At 68.9% G+C, this 17077-nt stretch carries 16 protein-coding genes; 10 read left to right on the forward strand and 6 right to left on the reverse strand.

Going from position 1 to position 17077, the window contains the following annotated elements; genetic code table 11:
- Positions 1 to 5: 5 nt before the first annotated feature.
- From ACFCQI_RS17375 to ald, 5 genes are all read right to left on the reverse strand, one after another.
- On the reverse strand, positions 6 to 695 hold the full coding sequence (locus ACFCQI_RS17375; protein WP_395118722.1) for a YoaK family protein: 690 nt from the start codon (positions 693 to 695) through the stop codon (positions 6 to 8).
- A gap of 7 nt (positions 696 to 702) precedes the next feature.
- A complete protein-coding gene (gene lolA / locus ACFCQI_RS17380; protein ID WP_395118724.1) occupies positions 703 to 1371 on the reverse strand; it encodes an outer membrane lipoprotein chaperone LolA in 669 nt (222 codons plus the stop codon).
- Positions 1372 to 1433: 62 nt separating this feature from the next.
- Complete coding sequence (locus ACFCQI_RS17385; protein ID WP_395118726.1) at positions 1434 to 2972, reverse strand: 2OG-Fe(II) oxygenase family protein; 1539 nt, start codon at positions 2970 to 2972, stop codon at positions 1434 to 1436.
- A gap of 114 nt (positions 2973 to 3086) precedes the next feature.
- A complete protein-coding gene (locus ACFCQI_RS17390; RefSeq protein WP_395118728.1) occupies positions 3087 to 5411 on the reverse strand; it encodes a DNA translocase FtsK in 2325 nt (774 codons plus the stop codon).
- A 29-nt stretch (positions 5412 to 5440) separates the two neighbouring features.
- Positions 5441 to 6505 carry an alanine dehydrogenase gene (gene ald / locus ACFCQI_RS17395; RefSeq protein WP_395118730.1) on the reverse strand — a complete coding sequence of 355 codons (1065 nt, stop codon included), beginning with the start codon at positions 6503 to 6505 and terminating at the stop codon, positions 5441 to 5443.
- Between the two features lie 219 nt (positions 6506 to 6724).
- Here ald and trxB point away from each other — a divergent pair, with 219 nt between their 5' ends.
- From trxB to aat, 3 genes are all read left to right on the forward strand, one after another.
- Positions 6725 to 7687, forward strand: a complete 963-nt coding sequence (gene trxB / locus ACFCQI_RS17400; RefSeq protein WP_395118732.1) for a thioredoxin-disulfide reductase — start codon at positions 6725 to 6727, stop codon at positions 7685 to 7687.
- A 99-nt stretch (positions 7688 to 7786) separates the two neighbouring features.
- Positions 7787 to 8917, forward strand: coding sequence for a GNAT family N-acetyltransferase (locus ACFCQI_RS17405; RefSeq protein ID WP_395118734.1), 1131 nt, complete (start codon positions 7787 to 7789; stop codon positions 8915 to 8917).
- Entirely contained in the window at positions 8914 to 9645 is a 732-nt protein-coding gene (gene aat, locus ACFCQI_RS17410; RefSeq protein WP_395118736.1) for a leucyl/phenylalanyl-tRNA--protein transferase, read from the forward strand. Before ACFCQI_RS17405 ends, aat begins: the two co-directional genes overlap by 4 nt.
- Here aat and ispG read toward each other — a convergent pair.
- On the reverse strand, positions 9638 to 10897 hold the full coding sequence (ispG, locus tag ACFCQI_RS17415) for a flavodoxin-dependent (E)-4-hydroxy-3-methylbut-2-enyl-diphosphate synthase (protein ID WP_395118738.1): 1260 nt from the start codon (positions 10895 to 10897) through the stop codon (positions 9638 to 9640). The two genes, aat and ispG, sit on opposite strands and share 8 nt — an antisense overlap.
- A 183-nt stretch (positions 10898 to 11080) precedes the next feature.
- On the opposite strand from ispG, the gene ccoN reads away from it, so the two are divergent.
- From ccoN to ccoS, 7 genes are read left to right on the forward strand one after another with little or no spacing between them, the layout of a single operon-like run.
- Complete coding sequence (gene ccoN, locus ACFCQI_RS17420) at positions 11081 to 12550, forward strand: cytochrome-c oxidase, cbb3-type subunit I (RefSeq protein WP_395118740.1); 1470 nt, start codon at positions 11081 to 11083, stop codon at positions 12548 to 12550.
- Positions 12551 to 12563: 13 nt separating this feature from the next.
- Positions 12564 to 13229 carry a cytochrome-c oxidase, cbb3-type subunit II gene (gene ccoO / locus ACFCQI_RS17425; RefSeq protein ID WP_395118742.1) on the forward strand — a complete coding sequence of 222 codons (666 nt, stop codon included), beginning with the start codon at positions 12564 to 12566 and terminating at the stop codon, positions 13227 to 13229.
- Complete coding sequence (locus ACFCQI_RS17430) at positions 13226 to 13420, forward strand: cbb3-type cytochrome oxidase subunit 3 (RefSeq protein ID WP_395118744.1); 195 nt, start codon at positions 13226 to 13228, stop codon at positions 13418 to 13420. The genes ccoO and ACFCQI_RS17430 overlap by 4 nt, the downstream gene beginning before the upstream one ends.
- Positions 13417 to 14325: a cytochrome-c oxidase, cbb3-type subunit III gene (ccoP, locus tag ACFCQI_RS17435; protein WP_395118746.1), complete on the forward strand. Its 909-nt coding sequence runs from the start codon at positions 13417 to 13419 to the stop codon at positions 14323 to 14325. The genes ACFCQI_RS17430 and ccoP overlap by 4 nt, the downstream gene beginning before the upstream one ends.
- Positions 14309 to 14548 carry a hypothetical protein gene (locus ACFCQI_RS17440; protein ID WP_395118748.1) on the forward strand — a complete coding sequence of 80 codons (240 nt, stop codon included), beginning with the start codon at positions 14309 to 14311 and terminating at the stop codon, positions 14546 to 14548. Before ccoP ends, ACFCQI_RS17440 begins: the two co-directional genes overlap by 17 nt.
- Complete coding sequence (locus ACFCQI_RS17445; protein ID WP_395118750.1) at positions 14545 to 16797, forward strand: heavy metal translocating P-type ATPase; 2253 nt, start codon at positions 14545 to 14547, stop codon at positions 16795 to 16797. Before ACFCQI_RS17440 ends, ACFCQI_RS17445 begins: the two co-directional genes overlap by 4 nt.
- Positions 16794 to 16976, forward strand: coding sequence for a cbb3-type cytochrome oxidase assembly protein CcoS (ccoS, locus tag ACFCQI_RS17450; protein ID WP_395118752.1), 183 nt, complete (start codon positions 16794 to 16796; stop codon positions 16974 to 16976). Before ACFCQI_RS17445 ends, ccoS begins: the two co-directional genes overlap by 4 nt.
- Positions 16977 to 17077 lie beyond the last annotated feature (101 nt).

The following is a 17077-nucleotide window of genomic DNA, read 5'->3' on the forward strand; positions in this document are numbered from 1 at the left end:
AGCGCTCAGTTGGCCGCGCGGTCGCCCCGGCTCAAGGTGTACTGCCGGTAGATGCCATAGCCCATGCCGCACAGGCCGGTCAGCGCGGCCGGTACCAGCAGGGCGCGCTCGCCCATGTAGCGGAACAACAATGCGCCGGCCGTGCCGCCCAGGGTGAAACAGCTCACCACCAGCAGGCACACGCCCACGCGCAGCGCATCCACCGGCAGGCCGCGCATCCGCTGGCCGATGTAGATGCCGAGATCGGTGAACATGCCGGAGACGTGGGTGGTGCGGAACACCATCCCGCTATAGGTGCTCGCCATGCCGTTCTGCAGACCGATGCCGATCGAGGCCAGGTAGATGCCGCCCGAATCATTGGCATGCAACAGCGGCACCGCCGCGAACAGCAGCAGCGACTCCAGCACCAGCGCCACGCCGTAGCGGCGGCCGAGTTTCAGCGTCTGCTGCTGCACGATCAACCCGCTGAGCAACGCACCGAACACGAACGCCGCCACCGACAGACCCCAATGCACCGCTTCGGGTCCGTCCGCCAGGCCGAGCGATGCACCGAGCAAGGTGGTCGACCCGGTCAGGTTGGTGATCGCCTGATGGCGAAAGCCCAGATAGCCGGCCGCGTTGACGATGCCGGCGATGAACGCCAGGACGCCGCCGCCGATCCACGCCCAGCGCGGCAACTGCCGCAGCACGGCCATCGCCCCCTCAGTCCCGGATCGGCTGGATGCTGATCTGCGGCACGTCGCCGATCACGTCGGCGCCCTCCGGCGGCACGAAGTTGAACGTGCCCGGCGGCAGCACGGGGTTGCGCTGCCATTGCGAGAAGCGGATCTCGGTGGTCGCGCCCAGCTGGTCGCGGAAGGTCATCCGGGCCAGGCCGTTCGCGTCGAAACCGAGGTCGACCCAGGCGAACTGCGCATCCTTGCTGGTGGAGGTGAGCCGCAACCAGGCGAGCCCGTCCTTTTCGCCGCGTTCGCTGGCGTTGAACTCCTTGTCCAGCTGCTTGAGGTCGGTCAGCACGGTCAGCGGGCTGTGCGCCTCCTCGGTGCTCTGCTCGCGCACGGTGACCTGTTCCAGCTCCGGGTCGTACATCCACACCCGGCCGCCATCGGCGACGATGGTCTGCTTGTACGGCGTGGTGGTGTCCCAGCGGAACTCCCGCGGCGCCTCCAGCGCGAGCGTGCCGGAACTGGTCTTGCTGCCTTGGCCGTTGACGTTGGTCAGCGTCTGGCTGAAATGCCCGGTCAGCGAATGCAGGCCGGTGGCAAACGCATCCAGCCGCGCACGCGCCGGACCAGTGGCCGCCTGGGCGAGGCCGGCCACGCCCAGGGCAAACAGGGTGACGATGCAGAGAACGATGCGATTGCGGGTCATGGCCATTTCCGAATGGGTAAAGACAAGTGTGTCATCCACTGGCTTAATCAAACGCTTCCGTGTCAATCAGGAACCAGGTCGAAAGCGACCGACAGGCGGTAATCGCCGGGAGCGGCCGCGAACGGCACCGTGCCATGCCACATCCACGAAGGGAACAGGGTGAGCACGCCCGGTACCGGCTTGACGCAGTGCCCGGCGGACGATCCGGACGGCAACTCGTGGCCGAACTTCAACCATCCGCTGCGGTCGTCGTCGGACAACGACGCCGGCACTTCGATGTGGCAGGCCGAGGATATCCAGCCCTTGCCGTGGAAATGGCTCGTATGGTGTCCCTGTGACTTCAGCCGCACCGACCACATGCCGCTGAAACGATAGCGGCCGGTGCCACGCCGCGAAAAGGCGTCGGTGCCCGCGGCCATCACCGTCTCCATGTAACGGCGAATGGCGCCATCGACCGCCGCCGGAAATGCCCGCACCGCCCGATCCGCCGAGGGGCTGCCGGGGCGCAATTCGACCTGCGTGCCGGTGCGCGCCGACTGCGTGGGCGGGTGCGCCCGCAACGGGTTGTGCCGTGCGTGCAGGCTGGCCGCGAGATCGTGCAGATAATCGTCGAGACTGGCCCAGCCCGGTGGTACGTCGATGCGACAGGAGCGAACCAGCCGCGGGTAGTCGTACAACGCCGGATAACGCGGATCGCCCAGCGCATGCCACGCCGCGGCCTGCAACGCGAAGGCGGACACGTCGTTGCCGTCCAGCGCGAGCAGCCGGCCGGCCAGGCTGGCCGCCGCTTCCGGCAGCCCGGCCGCGAGCAGGATGTCGCCGTGCAAGCGATGTGCTTCCCGGTTGCGCGGCTCCAGTTGCAGCGCGTGCGTGATGAGCGCCAGCGCCCGGGGCGGGTCCAGCTGCAACGCGCATTCCGCCGCCAGCAAGTGCAGCGCGGTGTGCTGCGGGTACGCTTCGAGCAGCGGCGCAAGTTCGGCGTACGCCCGTTCGGCCGCGCCGGTCTGACCCCACAGCCGGGCCTTGATCATGCGCAGCTCGACGCACGAGCGGGCGTCGCTGCCGACGTCGAGCGCGATGGACACCGCATCCATGTCGCCGCTGCGCATCCACACCACTTCGGCCAGCATGGTATCTGCAGCCAGGTGTTGCGGCGCCGCCGCCACTACCCGCCGAAGCTCCGCCTCGGCCTCGACGAACCGATCCTGTTCGAACAGGGCGCGAGCCAGCACGTAATGCACGTGCGGATGGTCGAGCGACTGCGCGAGCGCGCCGCGCGCCGCCGCCTCGGCCGCCTCGGGCTGGCCGCTTTCGCCGTGCGCCATGGCAAGCCCTAGCAGCAGGCGCCCGTCCCCGGGCGCGGCGGCCATTGCGACTTCGAACGCCGGCACGGCCTGCCGCGGACGCCCCAGCGACAGCAACAGCTGTGCGCGCAACTGCAGCGGTTCGACGATCCGGCAGTTTGGTGCCGAGCCAAGGAATCGCTCGACGAGCGACAGCGCATCCTGCGCGCGGTTCTGCCGTACCAGGCGATGGACGTCGCCGGCCAGCGACGCCCACGCGGCATCGTTCCCATCGTGTTGCGGCAAATTCGACACCATGACCGATGTACGCGCCCAAGAGTACCCATGAAGACCGTCACGCGTCCGGTCCCCGGATCGGGCGCGCGGCAGGAGCGCATCATGCCGGTTTTGCGCCCGCAGCGGGATACCCGTTCAGTCCTTGGGCGGTGGCGGCGCCAGCACCTCGCGGTTGCCGTTGTGCTGCGGGGCGCTGACCACGCCGTCGGCTTCCATCTGTTCCACCAGCCGCGCGGCGCGGTTGTAGCCGATGCGCAAATGCCTCTGCACGCCGGAGATCGAGGCGCGGCGAGTCTGCGTGACCACCGCCACGGCCTTGTCATAGAGCTGGGTGTCGGCGTCGCCGCCTTCCTCGCCGTCCTGCGGCAGGCCGGAGTCGTTGATGAACTTGCCGTCGCTGGTGGTCTGTACTTCCTCCAGCACGCCTTCGACGTAGTCTGGTCCGCCCTGCGACCTCAGCCAGTTGACCACGCCGTGCACCTCGTGGTCGTCGACGAAGGCGCCGTGCACGCGCTCGGGGGTGGCGGTGCCCGGCGGCAGGTAGAGCATGTCGCCGTGGCCGAGCAGCGCCTCGGCGCCGCTCTGGTCGAGAATCGTGCGCGAGTCGATCTTGCTGGACACCTGGAACGCGATGCGGGTGGGAATGTTCGCCTTGATCAGGCCGGTGATCACGTCCACCGACGGGCGCTGGGTGGCCAGGATCAGGTGCACGCCGGCGGCGCGCGCCTTCTGCGCCAGGCGCGCGATCAGCTCCTCGACCTTCTTGCCGACGATCATCATCATGTCGGCGAATTCGTCGATGAACACCACGATGTTCGGCAGCGGCTCCAGCGGGTCAGCGGCCAGGTTCGGCATCTCCGGGTTGGGCCGGAACAGCGGATCGAGCAGCGGCTGGCCGGCGTTCTCGGCGTCCTTCACCTTCTTGTTGAAACCGGACAGGTTGCGCACGCCCACGGCGGCCATCAGCTTGTAGCGGCGCTCCATCTCGGCCACGCACCAGCGCAGCGCGTTGGCCGCCTCCTTCATGTCGGTGACCACCGGCGCAAGCAGGTGCGGGATGCCCTCGTACACCGAGAGCTCCAGCATCTTCGGATCGATCATGATCATGCGCACGTCTTTGGGGCTGGCCTTGTACAGCAGGCTCAGCACCATCGCGTTGACCGCCACCGACTTGCCTGAACCGGTGGTGCCGGCCACCAGCAGATGCGGCATCTTGGCCAGATCCACCACCACCGGCTTGCCGCCGATGTCCTTGCCCAACGCCAGCGCCAGCGGCGAGCGGGCCTGGTCGTACTTGTCCGAACGCAGGATCTCGGACAAGTAGACGATCTGCTTGCGCGTGTTGGGGATCTCCAGCCCGATCACGTTCTTGCCCGGGATCACGTCGACCACGCGCACGCTCACCACCGACAGGCCGCGGGCGATGTCCTTGTCCAGGCTCGATACCTGCGAACCGCGGATGCCGGGTGCCGGTTCCATCTCGAAACGGGTGATCACCGGCCCGGGATAGGCGCCGACCACCTTCACGTCGATCTTGAAGTCCTTGAGCTTGAACTCGACCTGGCGCGAGAGGACCTCCAGGGTTTCCTCGGTATAGCCAGGCCCCTGCTCCGGCGCTTCGTCGAGCAGCGACAGCGGCGGCAGTTCGCCCGGCGCGGCGGCGCCGGCGAACAGCGGGATCTGCGTCTCCAGCCGCGCGCGCTCGCTCTTGGTCACCGGTGCGGGTGCCGCCTCGATGCGCACCGGCTCGCGCCGGGCCTGCTTCACCGCGTCGGCCTTCTTGATCACCTCGCGCTCGCTGCGCGCCTGGCGCGCGGCCAGCAGTTGCGGTGCCTCGCGCAGCTTGCCGCGCAGCCAGCCGGCCAGCTGCAGCACGGCCTGGCCGGTCCAGTCCATCACGCCGAACCAGGACAGCCCGGTGGCCAGCGTCACCGCAATCAGGAACAGCGCCAGCAACAGCAGCGGCGCACCGGTGGAGCCGAACGCCGACAGCACCGCATGGCCCACCCACACGCCGATGATGCCGCCCACGCCCTGCGGCTGCACCGGCTCCTGGGCAAAGTTCAGATACAGCAGCGCCGGCCCGGTGATGAAGAAGAACACGAAGCCGACCAGCCGCAGCGCCGGTTCCCACGGATGCTGCGGTTGCTGTCCGCGCTGGCGCAGCACCTGCACGCCGAGCAGCAGCAGCAACAACGGGAAGCAATACGCCACCAGGCCGAAGATCCAGCGCAGCAGGTCAGCCACGTAGGCACCCACGGTGCCGCCGAAGTTGCGCGCATGCTCCAGTTGGCCGGCATTGGTCCAGCTGGGGTCATGCGGGTTGTAGCTGAACAGGCACACCAGCAGGTACACCGCCAGCGGCAACAGCAGCAGGGCGCCGGCTTCGCGCAGCCGGCGTTTCAACTCATCGCTGAGGCCTGCCTTGGGTTGTTGCCTTGCGTTCGCGCCGCGCGCCACCCGGGGTGCCCCTTTCTTCGTGACCAGGGTCAGAGCATACCTTGCAGCGCCGGATGTACCAGCTTGCCGCCGTCGATGTTGATGCCGACCTTGAGCGGCTCGAACTCGCGCCACGCGTTGCCGCCGGCCAGCCGCTGCACGTACGGCAGGATCGCCGCGGAGATCGCCACCGACGAGGTCTGCGGCACCGCGCCGGGCATGTTGGTGACACAGAAATGGGTGACGCCGTGCACGTCGTAGGTCGGGTGCTCCCAGGTGGTCGGCCTGGAGGTCTCGAAGCAGCCGCCCTGGTCGATCGCGATGTCCACCAGCACGCTGCCCGGCTCCATCGACTCGACCATTGCCTCGGTGACCACGTGCGGCGCCTTGGCGCTGGGGATCAGCACCGCGCCGACGACCAGGTCGGCGTCGCGCACTTCCTCGGCCACCGAGGATTCATAGGCGTACAGCGCGGTGACGTTCGGGCCCAGCGCCATCATCTCGGCCAGGCGATCCTGGCGCTTGTCGAACACCACCACGTTGGCGCCGGCCTGCGCCGCCAGCGCCGCGGCATTGCCGCCGGCCGCGCCGGCACCGAGCACCACCACCTTGCCGCGCGGAGTCGAGGCCATGCCGCCGAGCAGCTTGCCCTTGCCGCCCTGCGGACGATGCAGCAGCGTGGTGCCGCACTGGGTGGCGATGCGACCGGCGATCACCGACATCGGGTGCAACAGCGGCAGGCCACCGTGATCTTCCACCGACTCGAACGCCACGCCGGTCAGGCCGATGTCGAGCAGGCTGCGGGTCAACGCCGGCTCCGCCGCCAGGTGCAGATAGCAGAACAGCAAGTGGTGCTTCTTCAGCAGGGCCAGGTCGCCGGCGATCGGCTCCTTCACCTTGACGATCAGTTCGCCCGCCTCGTACAGCGCGGCGGCATCGGCCACGATCTTGATGCCGGCGTTGACGTACGCCTCGTCCGAAAAACCGCTCTTCAGGCCGGCCCCGGCCTGGATGAACACCTCATGGCCGCGACGCACCAGGTCGGCAGCAGCGGCGGGAACAAGGGCGACACGACCTTCGAGGGTCTTGGTTTCGGAGGGGATACCGATACGCATGGCAAAAGAATCCTGTGGGAACACGTGGAAAGTCCATCGCGCAACTGCCGCGGTGGTGTCGTTGATCTGCCGGCGACTTGAATCAGCCACGCGGATTCCCCATTCTCCGGGGGTCGCATTCGTTGTTGCCACCTGCAGGCCCGGTTTCGGTGAAACCCCGGCTGCAGCTGCAGCGAATAGCCGCTCAAGCCACCAGCAAACCCAAGGATTATACCTGCCATGCCCACCCCCAAGCACAGCCGCCTGCTGATCCTCGGCTCCGGTCCTGCCGGCTACACCGCCGCGGTGTACGCCGCCCGCGCCAATCTCAAGCCGACCATGATCACCGGCCTGCAGCAGGGCGGCCAGCTGATGACCACCACCGACGTGGACAACTGGCCGGGCGACGTCGAGGGGCTGCAGGGTCCGGCGCTGATGCAGCGCATGGCCGAGCACGCCGAGCGCTTCCACACCGAGATGATCTTCGACCACATCCACACCGCCGACCTCAAGCAGCGCCCGTTCCGGCTGGTCGGCGACTCCGGCGAGTACACCGCCGATGCGCTGATCATCAGCACCGGCGCCACCGCGAAGTATCTGGGCATCGCCAGCGAGGAGAAGTTCAAGGGCAAGGGCGTGTCGGCCTGCGCGACCTGCGACGGCTTCTTCTTCCGCGACCAGGACGTGGTGGTGATCGGCGGCGGCAACACCGCGGTGGAGGAAGCGCTGTACCTGGCCAACATCGGCCGCAAGGTCTACCTGGTGCACCGCCGCGACAAGCTGCGCGCGGAGAAGATCATGCAGGACAAGCTGTTCGAGAAGGAGGCCGCGGGCAAGATCGAGCTGGTCTGGAACCACACCATCGACGAGGTGCTCGGCGACGACACCGGCGTCACCGGCGTGCGCGTGAAGGACGTCAACTCCGGCGCCACCCGCGACATCGCGGCCACCGGCTTCTTCGTGGCGATCGGCCACACCCCGAACACCGGCATCTTTGCCGGCCAGCTGGACATGCACGACGGCTACATCCGCATCCACAGCGGCCAGAACGGCATGGCCACGATGACCTCGATCCCCGGCGTGTTTGCCGCCGGCGACGTCGCCGACCACGTCTATCGCCAGGCGATCACCTCCGCCGGCTTCGGCTGCATGGCCGCGCTGGACGCCGAACGCTGGCTCGACCAGCAGACGCCGGCGGGCTGACCTGCCCGCAGGAGCCCGCTCGCGGGCGATGCTTCTGGCCGGGATTGAAAAAAACAGAAGCATCGCCCGCAAGCGGGCTCCTACGGCACGTGCCGAGTCATGCACATCCGCTTCCACGACGCGATCGCCGAACTGCCTGCCGCGGCGTGGGACGATTTGCGCGGCGGGGCGAATCCGTTCGTGTCGCACGCGTTCCTGCATGCGCTGGAAGACACCGGCTGCATCCGTCCCGACTGGGGCTGGCAGGCACACCACCTGGGCCTGTACGACCACGATCGCCTGGTGGCCGCCGCGCCGCTGTACCTGAAAGGCAACTCGCACGGCGAGTTCGTGTTCGACTGGAGCTGGGCCAGCGCGTGGGAGCGCGCCGGCGGCGAGTACTACCCGAAGCTGCTCTGCGGCGTGCCCTACTCGCCGGTGCCCGGCCCGCGCCTGCTGGCTGACACGCCCGCGCTGCGGCAGGCGCTGGTCGAGGCGATGCGCACCGAGGCGAAGCGGCTGGGGCTGTCCTCGGTGCACGCGAACTTCCTGCTGGCCACGGAGGCGCCGGCCTTCGGCGACGACTGGCTGGCCCGCTCGGACGTGCAGTTCCACTGGCACAACCGCGGCTACCGCCACTTCCCGGATTTCCTCGCCGCGCTGACGCACAAGAAGCGCAAGAACATCCTGCGCGAACGCACCCAGATCGCCGCCAGCGGGTTGGCGGTCGAATGGCGCAGCGGCGACACGCTCGACGAGCACGAGTGGAATCGCGTGCACGCGCTGTACGAAGCCACCTTCGACGACAAGGGCAACCACGCGGTGCTGACCGTCGCCTTCTTCCGGCAGCTCGGCGAACTCGGTCCGCTGGCACAGCTCGCGCTGGCCCGCGCGGGCGGCGAGATCGTGGCGATGGCGTTGTTCGTGCAGGGCGACGGCGTGCTCTACGGTCGTTACTGGGGCAGCATGGTCGACGTGCCCGGGCTGCATTTCGAACTCTGCTATTACCGCGGCATCGAGTACGCCATTGCGCAGCGACTGCACCGCTTCGAGCCCGGGGCGCAGGGCGAGCACAAGCTGGCACGCGGCTTCCTGCCCGCGCGCACGCAGTCGCGCCACTGGCTCGCCCACCCGGGCTTCCGCGCGGCGGTGGCCAGCGCGCTGGCGCGCGAGGCACCGGCGGTGGATGCCTACGCGGAAGAATTGCGGCAACACAGCCCGTACGCGCAGCACGACGAGGCTGCGCCATGATCCGCCTGCCCCTGCTCGATGCCGACGCGCCGGAGCGCTTTCCCGATCCCTCCCGCGCACTGGCCGAACCGAACGGCCTGCTTGCCTTCGGCGGCGACCTGTCGCCGGGCCGGCTGCTGGCCGCCTACCGGCAAGGCATCTTCCCCTGGTTCGGCGAGGGCGAGCCGATCCTGTGGTGGTCGCCGGACCCGCGCTGCGTGTTTCGCACCGACGCGTTGCGGCCGAACCGCAGCCTGCGTCGCCAGCTCGCCGGCAAGCGCTGGCGGGTGACGATCGACCGGGCGTTCGAGGCGGTGATCCGCGGTTGCGCGGCGCCGCGCGACAACAGCTCGGGCAGCTGGATCGTACCGGCCATGATCGACGCCTACCTCCACCTGCACCAGCTCGGTTACGCGCACAGCGTGGAGACCTGGGACGGCGAGCGCCTGGTCGGCGGCGTCTACGGCCTGTCTGTCGGCAAGCTGTTTTGCGGCGAGTCGATGTTCAGCGCCGAGAGCGGTGGTTCGCGGGTGGCACTGATCGCGCTGGCGCGGCTGCTGCACGAACAGGGCTGCCCGCTGCTCGATGCGCAGGTAGCCAACGCCCACACGCTGAGCCTGGGTGCGTTCGAGATGGCGCGCGCGGACTACCTGGCGCAGGCCGGCGCGCTGGCCGCGCAACCTGGGCGGGTCGGCAGCTGGACCGATCTCGGCCCGCGGCTGTGGCAGCCCGGCACGACTTTCAGCTAGCGCGCGTGGCGTACTTGCGCGCCACGTAGTCGTCGAGGATGTCGACGAACTCGTTGGCGATGTTGTCGCCGCGCAGCGTCATCGCCTTCTCGCCGTCGATGAACACCGGCGCGGCCGGCGCCTCGCCGTTGCCCGGCAACGAGATGCCGATGTTGGCGTGCTTGGATTCGCCCGGCCCGTTGACGATGCAGCCCATCACCGCCAGGGTGAGGTTCTCCACGCCGTCGTATTTCACCCGCCACAGCGGCATCTGCTCGCGCACGTGTTCCTGCACGGTCTTGGCCAGTTCCTGGAAGAACTCGCTGGTGGTGCGCCCGCAACCCGGGCAGGCGGTGACCAGCGGCGTGAACGAGCGCAGACCCATCGTCTGCAGCAGCTCCTGCGCCACGATCACCTCGCCGGTGCGCGAGGCACCGGGTTCGGGCGTGAGCGAGATGCGGATGGTGTCGCCGATGCCCTCCTGCAGCAGCACCGCCAGCGCAGCGGCCGAGGCGGTGATGCCCTTCGAACCCATGCCGGCCTCGGTCAGGCCCAGGTGCAGCGCGTAGTCGCCGCGCGCGGCGATGTCGCGGTACACGGCGATCAGCTCCTGCACGCCGGAAACCTTGCATGAAAGGATGATGCGCTCGCGCGGCAGGCCGAGCTCCTCGGCACGCGCGGCCGAATCCAGCGCGGAACGGATCAAGGCTTCGCGCGCCACGTGCGCGGCATCCCACGGCTCGGCGCGCCGCGCGTTCTCGTCCATCAGCGCGGCCACCATGGACTGGTCCAGCGAACCCCAGTTGGCGCCGATGCGCACCGGCTTGCCGTAGCGCAGCGCCTTCTCGATGATCGAGGCGAACTGGCTTTCGTGCTTCTTGCCGAAACCGACGTTGCCGGGGTTGATGCGGTACTTCGCCAGCACCTCGGCGCAGGCCGGTTCGCGCTCCAGCAACTGGTGGCCGTTGTAGTGGAAGTCGCCGATGATGGGCACGTCCACGCCCATCATCGCCAGCCGCTCGGCGATGCGCGGCACCGCGGCCGCGGCGGCCGGCGTGTTCACCGTGATGCGCACCAGCTCGGAGCCGGCGCGGGCCAGCTCGGCGATCTGTTTCGCGGTGCTGGCCGGGTCCTCGGTGTCGGTATTGGTCATCGACTGCACCACGATCGGGGCGCCGCCGCCTACCTTGACCTTGCCGACCTGCACGCCCACGCTGGCGCGGCGCGGCGCGGGCGCCGCCGGACGGGGTTGTTGCGAAACGATCTCACTCATGGATTCAACCGGAATGTCTGGTCGCGGCAGGCCGCGACTGAAGATGCCAAGGATACTCGCCCGACCGGTAGCGCCGGCCTCCGCCGCGATGACGTGGACGGAATGCCGCAGTTGCTTGATCGAGGTCAGCACTTCGCCGCATGCTTGCCGCCAAAATGCCCCGCTGTCCAGCCGGAAAAGCCGATGCCGAACACCGAATACTACAACGACAAGGTCGTCCGCCAGTTCCTGCTCGCGGCCGCCGTATGGGGCATCATCGGCATGTCCGTCGGCGTCTATGCCGCCGCCGAACTGATGTGGCCGGTGCTCAATTTCAACGTGCCGTGGCTGACCTTCAGCCGCATCCGGCCCGACCACACCTTCGGCGTGATCTTCGCGTTCGGCGGCTCGGCGCTGATGGGCACCTGCTATTACGTGGTGCAGCGCACCGGCCACGCGCGGCTGGCTTTCAGGAAGCTCGCCGCATTCACCTTCTGGGGCTGGCAACTGGTCTGCGTGCTGGCGATGACCACGATGCCGCTGGGGCTGACCCAGAGCAAGGAATACGCCGAGCCGGAATGGTTCATCGACATCCTGATCGCGGTGGTCTGGGTGAGCTTCGGCGTGGTGTTCTTCGGCTCGCTGGCGCGCCGGCGGATCAAGCACATCTACGTGGCGAACTGGTACTACGGCGCCTTCATCATCGCGGTGGGCCTGCTGCACATCGTCAACAACCTGGCCATCCCGGTCTCGCTGACCAAGTCGTACTCGATCTACTCCGGCGTGGTCGATGCGATGGTGCAGTGGTGGTACGGCCACAACGCGGTGGCGTTCTTCCTCACCGCCGGCTTCCTCGGCATGATGTATTACTTCGTGCCGCGGCAGGCCAAGCAGCCGCTGTGGAGCTACCGCTTCTCGATCGTCAATTTCTGGGCGCTGATCTCGGTCTACATGTGGGCCGGCGCGCACCACCTGATGTATACCGCCCTGCCCGACTGGGTGCAGTCGGTGGGCATGGCGTTCTCGCTGGTGCTGCTGATGCCGAGCCTGGGCTCGGCGGCAAACGGCCTGCTCACCTTCAACGGCGTGTGGCATCGCCTGCGCACCGATCCGGCGGCCAAGTTCATGGTGCTGTCGCTGGTGTTCTACGGCGCCTCCACCTTCGAAGGCTCGATGATGGCGATCAAGACGGTGAACTCGCTGTCGCACTACACCGACTGGACCATCGCCCACGTGCACTCCGGCTCGCTGGGCTGGGTGGCGATGATCACCATCGGTTCGCTCTACGCGATGGCGCCGCGTGCGCTGGGCCGGCCGGAGATGCACTCGCGCCAGGGCATGGAGCTGCACTTCTGGCTGCACATCATCGGCACCCTGCTGTACGTGGGCTCGATGTGGACCGCCGGCGTCACCGAGGGCCTGATGTGGCGCGCCACCAACCCGGACGGCGCGCTGACCTACGGCTTCCTCGACAGCCTGCTCGCGATCAAGCCGATGTACCTGATCCGCTGGGCCGGCGGCGTGTTCATCCTGTCCGGCATGTGGGTGATGGCGTGGAACCTGTGGCACACCGCCGCCGATGCCCGCGCGCGCCTGATCAAGCCGATCCCGGTGCCGATTCCCGAGCCGGCGCCCCACCAGGTGCCCGCTCCCCTGCCGGCAAGTGCCGGCTGAGGAAGAGATCAACATGGCCTACAAACATTTCGAAGCGATCGAGAAGCACGCCGGCCTGCTCGGCATCGGCATCGCGATCATGGTCTCGCTGGGCGGGCTGGCGGAGATCACCCCGCTGTTCATGGAGGCGCACTCGGTGAAGGCGCCGCCGGGCGTGCATCCGTACGAGCCGTTGCGCCTGATCGGCAAGGACGTCTACGTGCGCGAAGGCTGCTACCTGTGCCACTCGCAGATGATCCGCGCGCTGCGTTTCGAGACCGAGCGCTACGGCCACTTCTCCACCGCGGCCGAGTCGGTCTACGACCGTCCGTTCCAGTGGGGCTCCAAGCGCACTGGCCCGGACCTGGCGCGCGTGGGCGGCAAGTATTCCGATGCATGGCAGCGCCTGCACCTGATGGACCCGCGCCAGGTGGTGCCGCAGTCGAACATGCCCGGCTATCCGTGGCTGGCGCACAACACGATCAGTGCCGAGGACGTGCAGGCACGCATGCGCACGCTGCGCAAGCTGGGCGACCCGTATACCGACGCGCAGATCGCCGCCGCGCCCGAGGCCGTCAAGGGCAAGACCGAGATGGACGCGCTGATCGCCTACCTGCAGGGCCTGGGCATCGCCAATGAGCCGGCCCCGTCGGCAGCCAAGCCGGCGACCACCGACGGCGTCGCGGGAGCCACGCCATGACGCCGATGAGCCCGGTCTGGGGCCACGTTGCCGGGGTATTCATCATCCTGATGCTGGTGACCTTCATCGGTATCTGGATCTGGGCCTGGCGCAAGCGCCACCAGGCCACGTTCGACCGCATGGCACGCCTGCCGCTCGAACAAGACGAACAATCCGACAGCGATGTCGATGCCAAGGAGGATCGCCCATGAGCACCGGCTGGTCGTTGTGGGTCATGTTCCTGGTGGTGCTCAACCTGGGCATCACCTTCGGGCTGTTCCTGTGGGCGCCGCGGGCCAAGATCCCGACCCGCCCCGATGGCACCACCGGGCACGTGTGGGCGCACGGCACCATCCTGGAAGGCCTCAAGAACCTGCCCACGTGGTGGATCGTGTTCTCCGGCTCGATGTTCGCCGCGGCGTTCATCTACCTGTTCCTGTTCCCCGGCTTCGGCAACCACAAGGGTGCGCTGGGTTGGACCTCGCACGGCCAGCTGGCGCGTGAAGTGGCTGCCAACGAGGCCAGGCTGGACCCGCTGCTGGACCGCTTCCGCCTGTACACGGTGGAGCGGCTGGCCGGCGACCCGCAGGCGCAGCAGATGGGCAAGGTGCTGTTCGAGGACAACTGCGCCGCCTGCCACCAGCGCAGCGGCAAGGGCAACATCCTGGTCGGCGCACCCAACCTCACCGACGGCGACTGGCTGTACGGCGGCACCGGCAAGGACATCACCACCTCGATCCACGACGGTCGCAGCGGCGTGATGCCGCCATGGGCGAGCCTGGGCGCGGACAACGTGAAAAACCTCGCCCAGTACGTGCTGAGCCTGTCCGGCGCCCCGCACGACGCGGCCAAGGCGGCAGCCGCCAAGCCGTTGTTCTCCACCTGCGCCGCCTGCCACGGCGCCGAGGGCAAGGGCAACCCGGCGCTGGGTGCGCCGAACCTCACCGACCACGTCTGGCTGTACGGCGGCACCCCGGCCGATATCGAGCAGACCATCGGCAACGGTCGCCAGGGCCACATGCCGTCGTGGAGCACGCGGCTGAGCGAAGACCAGATCCACGTCATCGCCGCCTACGTCTACCACCTGTCACACCCGGTCGATGAAGACCAGCCATGACATCGGCATCCGCACGGCATCGGCCTGGTATCGCCAGCCGGTGCTGTGGCTCGGAGCATTCATCTTCGCCGCCTCGCTGGCCGGCTGCGCATGGCTCATCGTGGTCAGCGTCCGCTACGCCGACACGCCGCTGACCACCAGCTCGCACGCGGTATTCGGGGTGCCGGTCGCCTCGCACAGCGCGCCACCGCCATCCACCGCCCCTCCCCCGCGCAAACCATGAACAGCGCGGCGACATGGGCCGATCCCCGGCTCGCCGCCCAGGTGCTGCGCGAGCGACGCGACGGCTTGAGCGAGATCGCCCTGCGCGTCGAGGCGCTGGACGATCCCCGCCGGCTGCTCTGGCTGGAGCAGCGCATCAACGCGCTTGCCGGCGTGCGCCGGGTCAGCGTCGACCGCGCCGCGCGGCGCATGCGGGTGGTCTGGGACACCCGGCGCACCACCCTGCCTACCCTGCTGGAGAACTTCGCCGCCGCCGGCTGTCAGGCGCGCCCGCTGCGCCTGGACGAAGTGGAAGACGTCCGCGCCGCCGAGATGCACGATGCGCTGAAGCGCATGCTGGTGGCCGGCATGTGCGCGATGCAGGTGATGAGCTACGCCCTGGTGATCTACCTCGGCGTGGTCGACTTCGTCGATTTCAGCACGCGCAACCTGTTCCGCTGGCTTGGCCTGCTGACCACCATCCCGCTGGTGGCCTATTCGGCGCAGTCGTTCTTCCGCGGCGCCGCAGAGGAACTGCGCGGCCGCCGCCTCGGCATCAACCTGCCGGTGGCGCTGGCAATCGCGCTGGTGTTCGCGGCCAGCGTGATCAACACGCTGCGCGGCAGCGGCGAGGTGTATTTCGATTCGGTCAGCATGTTCGTGTTCCTGCTCCTGGTCGGGCGCTACATCGAACTGCGCTCGCGCCATCGCGGCGACGCCGGCGGCGATGCCTTGCTGGATGCCACGCCGCTGCTGGCGCAGCGCCGCCGTGCCGATGGCGAACTGGAAACCGTGCCCGCGATGACCCTCGCCAGCGGCGACTGCGTGCACATCGACGACGGGGGCACCGTGCCGGCCGATGGCGTGCTGGAAAGCGCCGTGGTCGAGGTGGACGAAGCGCTGCTCTCCGGCGAATCGCGCCCGCAACGGCGCCAGCGCGGCGAGCGTCTGGTGGCCGGCAGCGTGCTGCTGACCGGGCCGGCGCAGCTGCGCGTGGAACATGGCGGCGCGCAGACCAGCGTGGCGCGGCTCGGCGCGCTGGCCGCGCGCGCGCGCCAGGCCCGCACGCGAATCGCCGGCAGCGATCGCGAAGTCACCCGCTTCGTGCGCCGGGTGCTGGTGCTTACCGTGGTGACCGCGCTGGGCTGGCTGCTGGTCGACCCCTCACGCGCGTTCGACGCGGCCATCGCCGTGCTGGTGGTGGCCTGCCCCTGCGCCTTCGCGCTGACCGTGCCGGTGACGCTGACCCGGGCGCTGGGCCGGCTTGCCCGCCGCCACGTGCTGGTCACCGACGGCAGCGCCCTGCTCGCACTGGCCGGCGTCGACCGTGCCCTGTTCGACAAGACCGGCACACTCTCCACGCCGCACCTGGATGACGAGGCGGTCGAACCGCTGCGCGGCGACAGCCGCGAGCAGGTGTTGGCCTGGGCCCTGGCGCTGGCCCGCGCCAGCTCGCATCCGCTGGCCCGCGCGCTAAGCGCCGCGGCGCGCCCGCGCGGCGTCACACCGGCGGCACAGGACGTGCGCGTGCACCTGGCCGCAGGTATCGAAGGCCACGTCGGCGACCGCGCGCTGCGATTGGGCCGCGCCCGCTACGCGCTGGGCGACGCGCATTACGATCCGCGGCTGGCCAGCGCGGCCCTGGTGCTGGCCGACCAGCACGGCGCGCTGGCCCGCTTCGGCTTCCAGGAACGCCCGCGCGAGGATGCCGCCGCCACGCTGGCACGGCTGCGCGAGGACGGCATCGACGTGTGCATGGCCAGCGGCGACAGCGCCGATCGCGTCGCCGCGCTGGCCACCCGGCTCGGCATCGACGACTGGCATGCGCGGCAGCTGCCGGGCGACAAGCTGGCCCTGCTGCAATCCCTGCAGGCCGACGGCCACCGCGTGCTCGCCGTCGGCGACGGCAGCAACGACGCCCCGCTGCTGGCGGCGGCCGACGTCTCCGCCGCGCTGTCCAGCGGCACCGACCTGGCCCAGGCCCAGGCCGACCTGCTGCTGCTCGACGGCCGCCTGCAAGGCCTGCTGCACGCGCACGCGATCGCCGTGCAGATGCGGCAGGTGATCGCGCAAAGCCGCCGCTGGGCGCTGGGCTACAACCTGTTCGCCGTGCCGTTCGCGGCGTTCGGCCTGGTGTCGCCGTGGCTGGCCGCCATCGGCATGTCGCTGAGCTCGCTGATGGTGGTGCTCAACGCCATGCGCGTCGGCCGCGAACACGCGCACGACGCCAACCCCGGCCGCGCCGACCGCACCGCCGAGGCGGCGGCATGAACGTCCTGCTGGTGCTGATCCCTGTCACCCTGGTGGTGATCGGCGTGGCCGTGGCGCTTTTTTTCTGGGCCGTGAACCACCAGCAATTCGACGACCTCGACAGCCCCGGCGTGCTGCCGCTGATGGACGATCAGCCCGCGCCGGCCGAAGAGCCCGAGAATCCACCCACGCCCCCGTAGGAGCCCGCTCGCCGGGAATCGGGAATCGGGATTCGGGATTCGGGATTCGGGATTCGCAAAAGCTCAAGAGCGTCGCCCACGGGTGCGACGCGTCCAGGCGT

It is taken from the genome of Rhodanobacter sp. FW102-FHT14D06, assembly GCF_043950705.1.
Classification (GTDB): Bacteria; Pseudomonadota; Gammaproteobacteria; order Xanthomonadales; family Rhodanobacteraceae; genus Rhodanobacter.

Coding starts and splice junctions, on each gene's coding strand:
- ccoN (WP_395118740.1), top strand. CDS start 11,081: ATGCCGAACACCGAATACTACAACGACAAGGTCGTCCGCCAGTTCCTG.
- trxB (WP_395118732.1), top strand. CDS start 6,725: ATGCCCACCCCCAAGCACAGCCGCCTGCTGATCCTCGGCTCCGGTCCT.
- ACFCQI_RS17430 (WP_395118744.1), top strand. CDS start 13,226: ATGACGCCGATGAGCCCGGTCTGGGGCCACGTTGCCGGGGTATTCATC.
- ACFCQI_RS17405 (WP_395118734.1), top strand. CDS start 7,787: ATGCACATCCGCTTCCACGACGCGATCGCCGAACTGCCTGCCGCGGCG.
- ispG (WP_395118738.1), bottom strand. CDS start 10,897: ATGAGTGAGATCGTTTCGCAACAACCCCGTCCGGCGGCGCCCGCGCCG.
- ACFCQI_RS17440 (WP_395118748.1), top strand. CDS start 14,309: ATGAAGACCAGCCATGACATCGGCATCCGCACGGCATCGGCCTGGTAT.
- lolA (WP_395118724.1), bottom strand. CDS start 1,371: ATGACCCGCAATCGCATCGTTCTCTGCATCGTCACCCTGTTTGCCCTG.
- ccoS (WP_395118752.1), top strand. CDS start 16,794: ATGAACGTCCTGCTGGTGCTGATCCCTGTCACCCTGGTGGTGATCGGC.
- ccoO (WP_395118742.1), top strand. CDS start 12,564: ATGGCCTACAAACATTTCGAAGCGATCGAGAAGCACGCCGGCCTGCTC.
- ald (WP_395118730.1), bottom strand. CDS start 6,505: ATGCGTATCGGTATCCCCTCCGAAACCAAGACCCTCGAAGGTCGTGTC.
- aat (WP_395118736.1), top strand. CDS start 8,914: ATGATCCGCCTGCCCCTGCTCGATGCCGACGCGCCGGAGCGCTTTCCC.
- ACFCQI_RS17445 (WP_395118750.1), top strand. CDS start 14,545: ATGAACAGCGCGGCGACATGGGCCGATCCCCGGCTCGCCGCCCAGGTG.
- ACFCQI_RS17385 (WP_395118726.1), bottom strand. CDS start 2,972: ATGGTGTCGAATTTGCCGCAACACGATGGGAACGATGCCGCGTGGGCG.
- ccoP (WP_395118746.1), top strand. CDS start 13,417: ATGAGCACCGGCTGGTCGTTGTGGGTCATGTTCCTGGTGGTGCTCAAC.
- ACFCQI_RS17375 (WP_395118722.1), bottom strand. CDS start 695: ATGGCCGTGCTGCGGCAGTTGCCGCGCTGGGCGTGGATCGGCGGCGGC.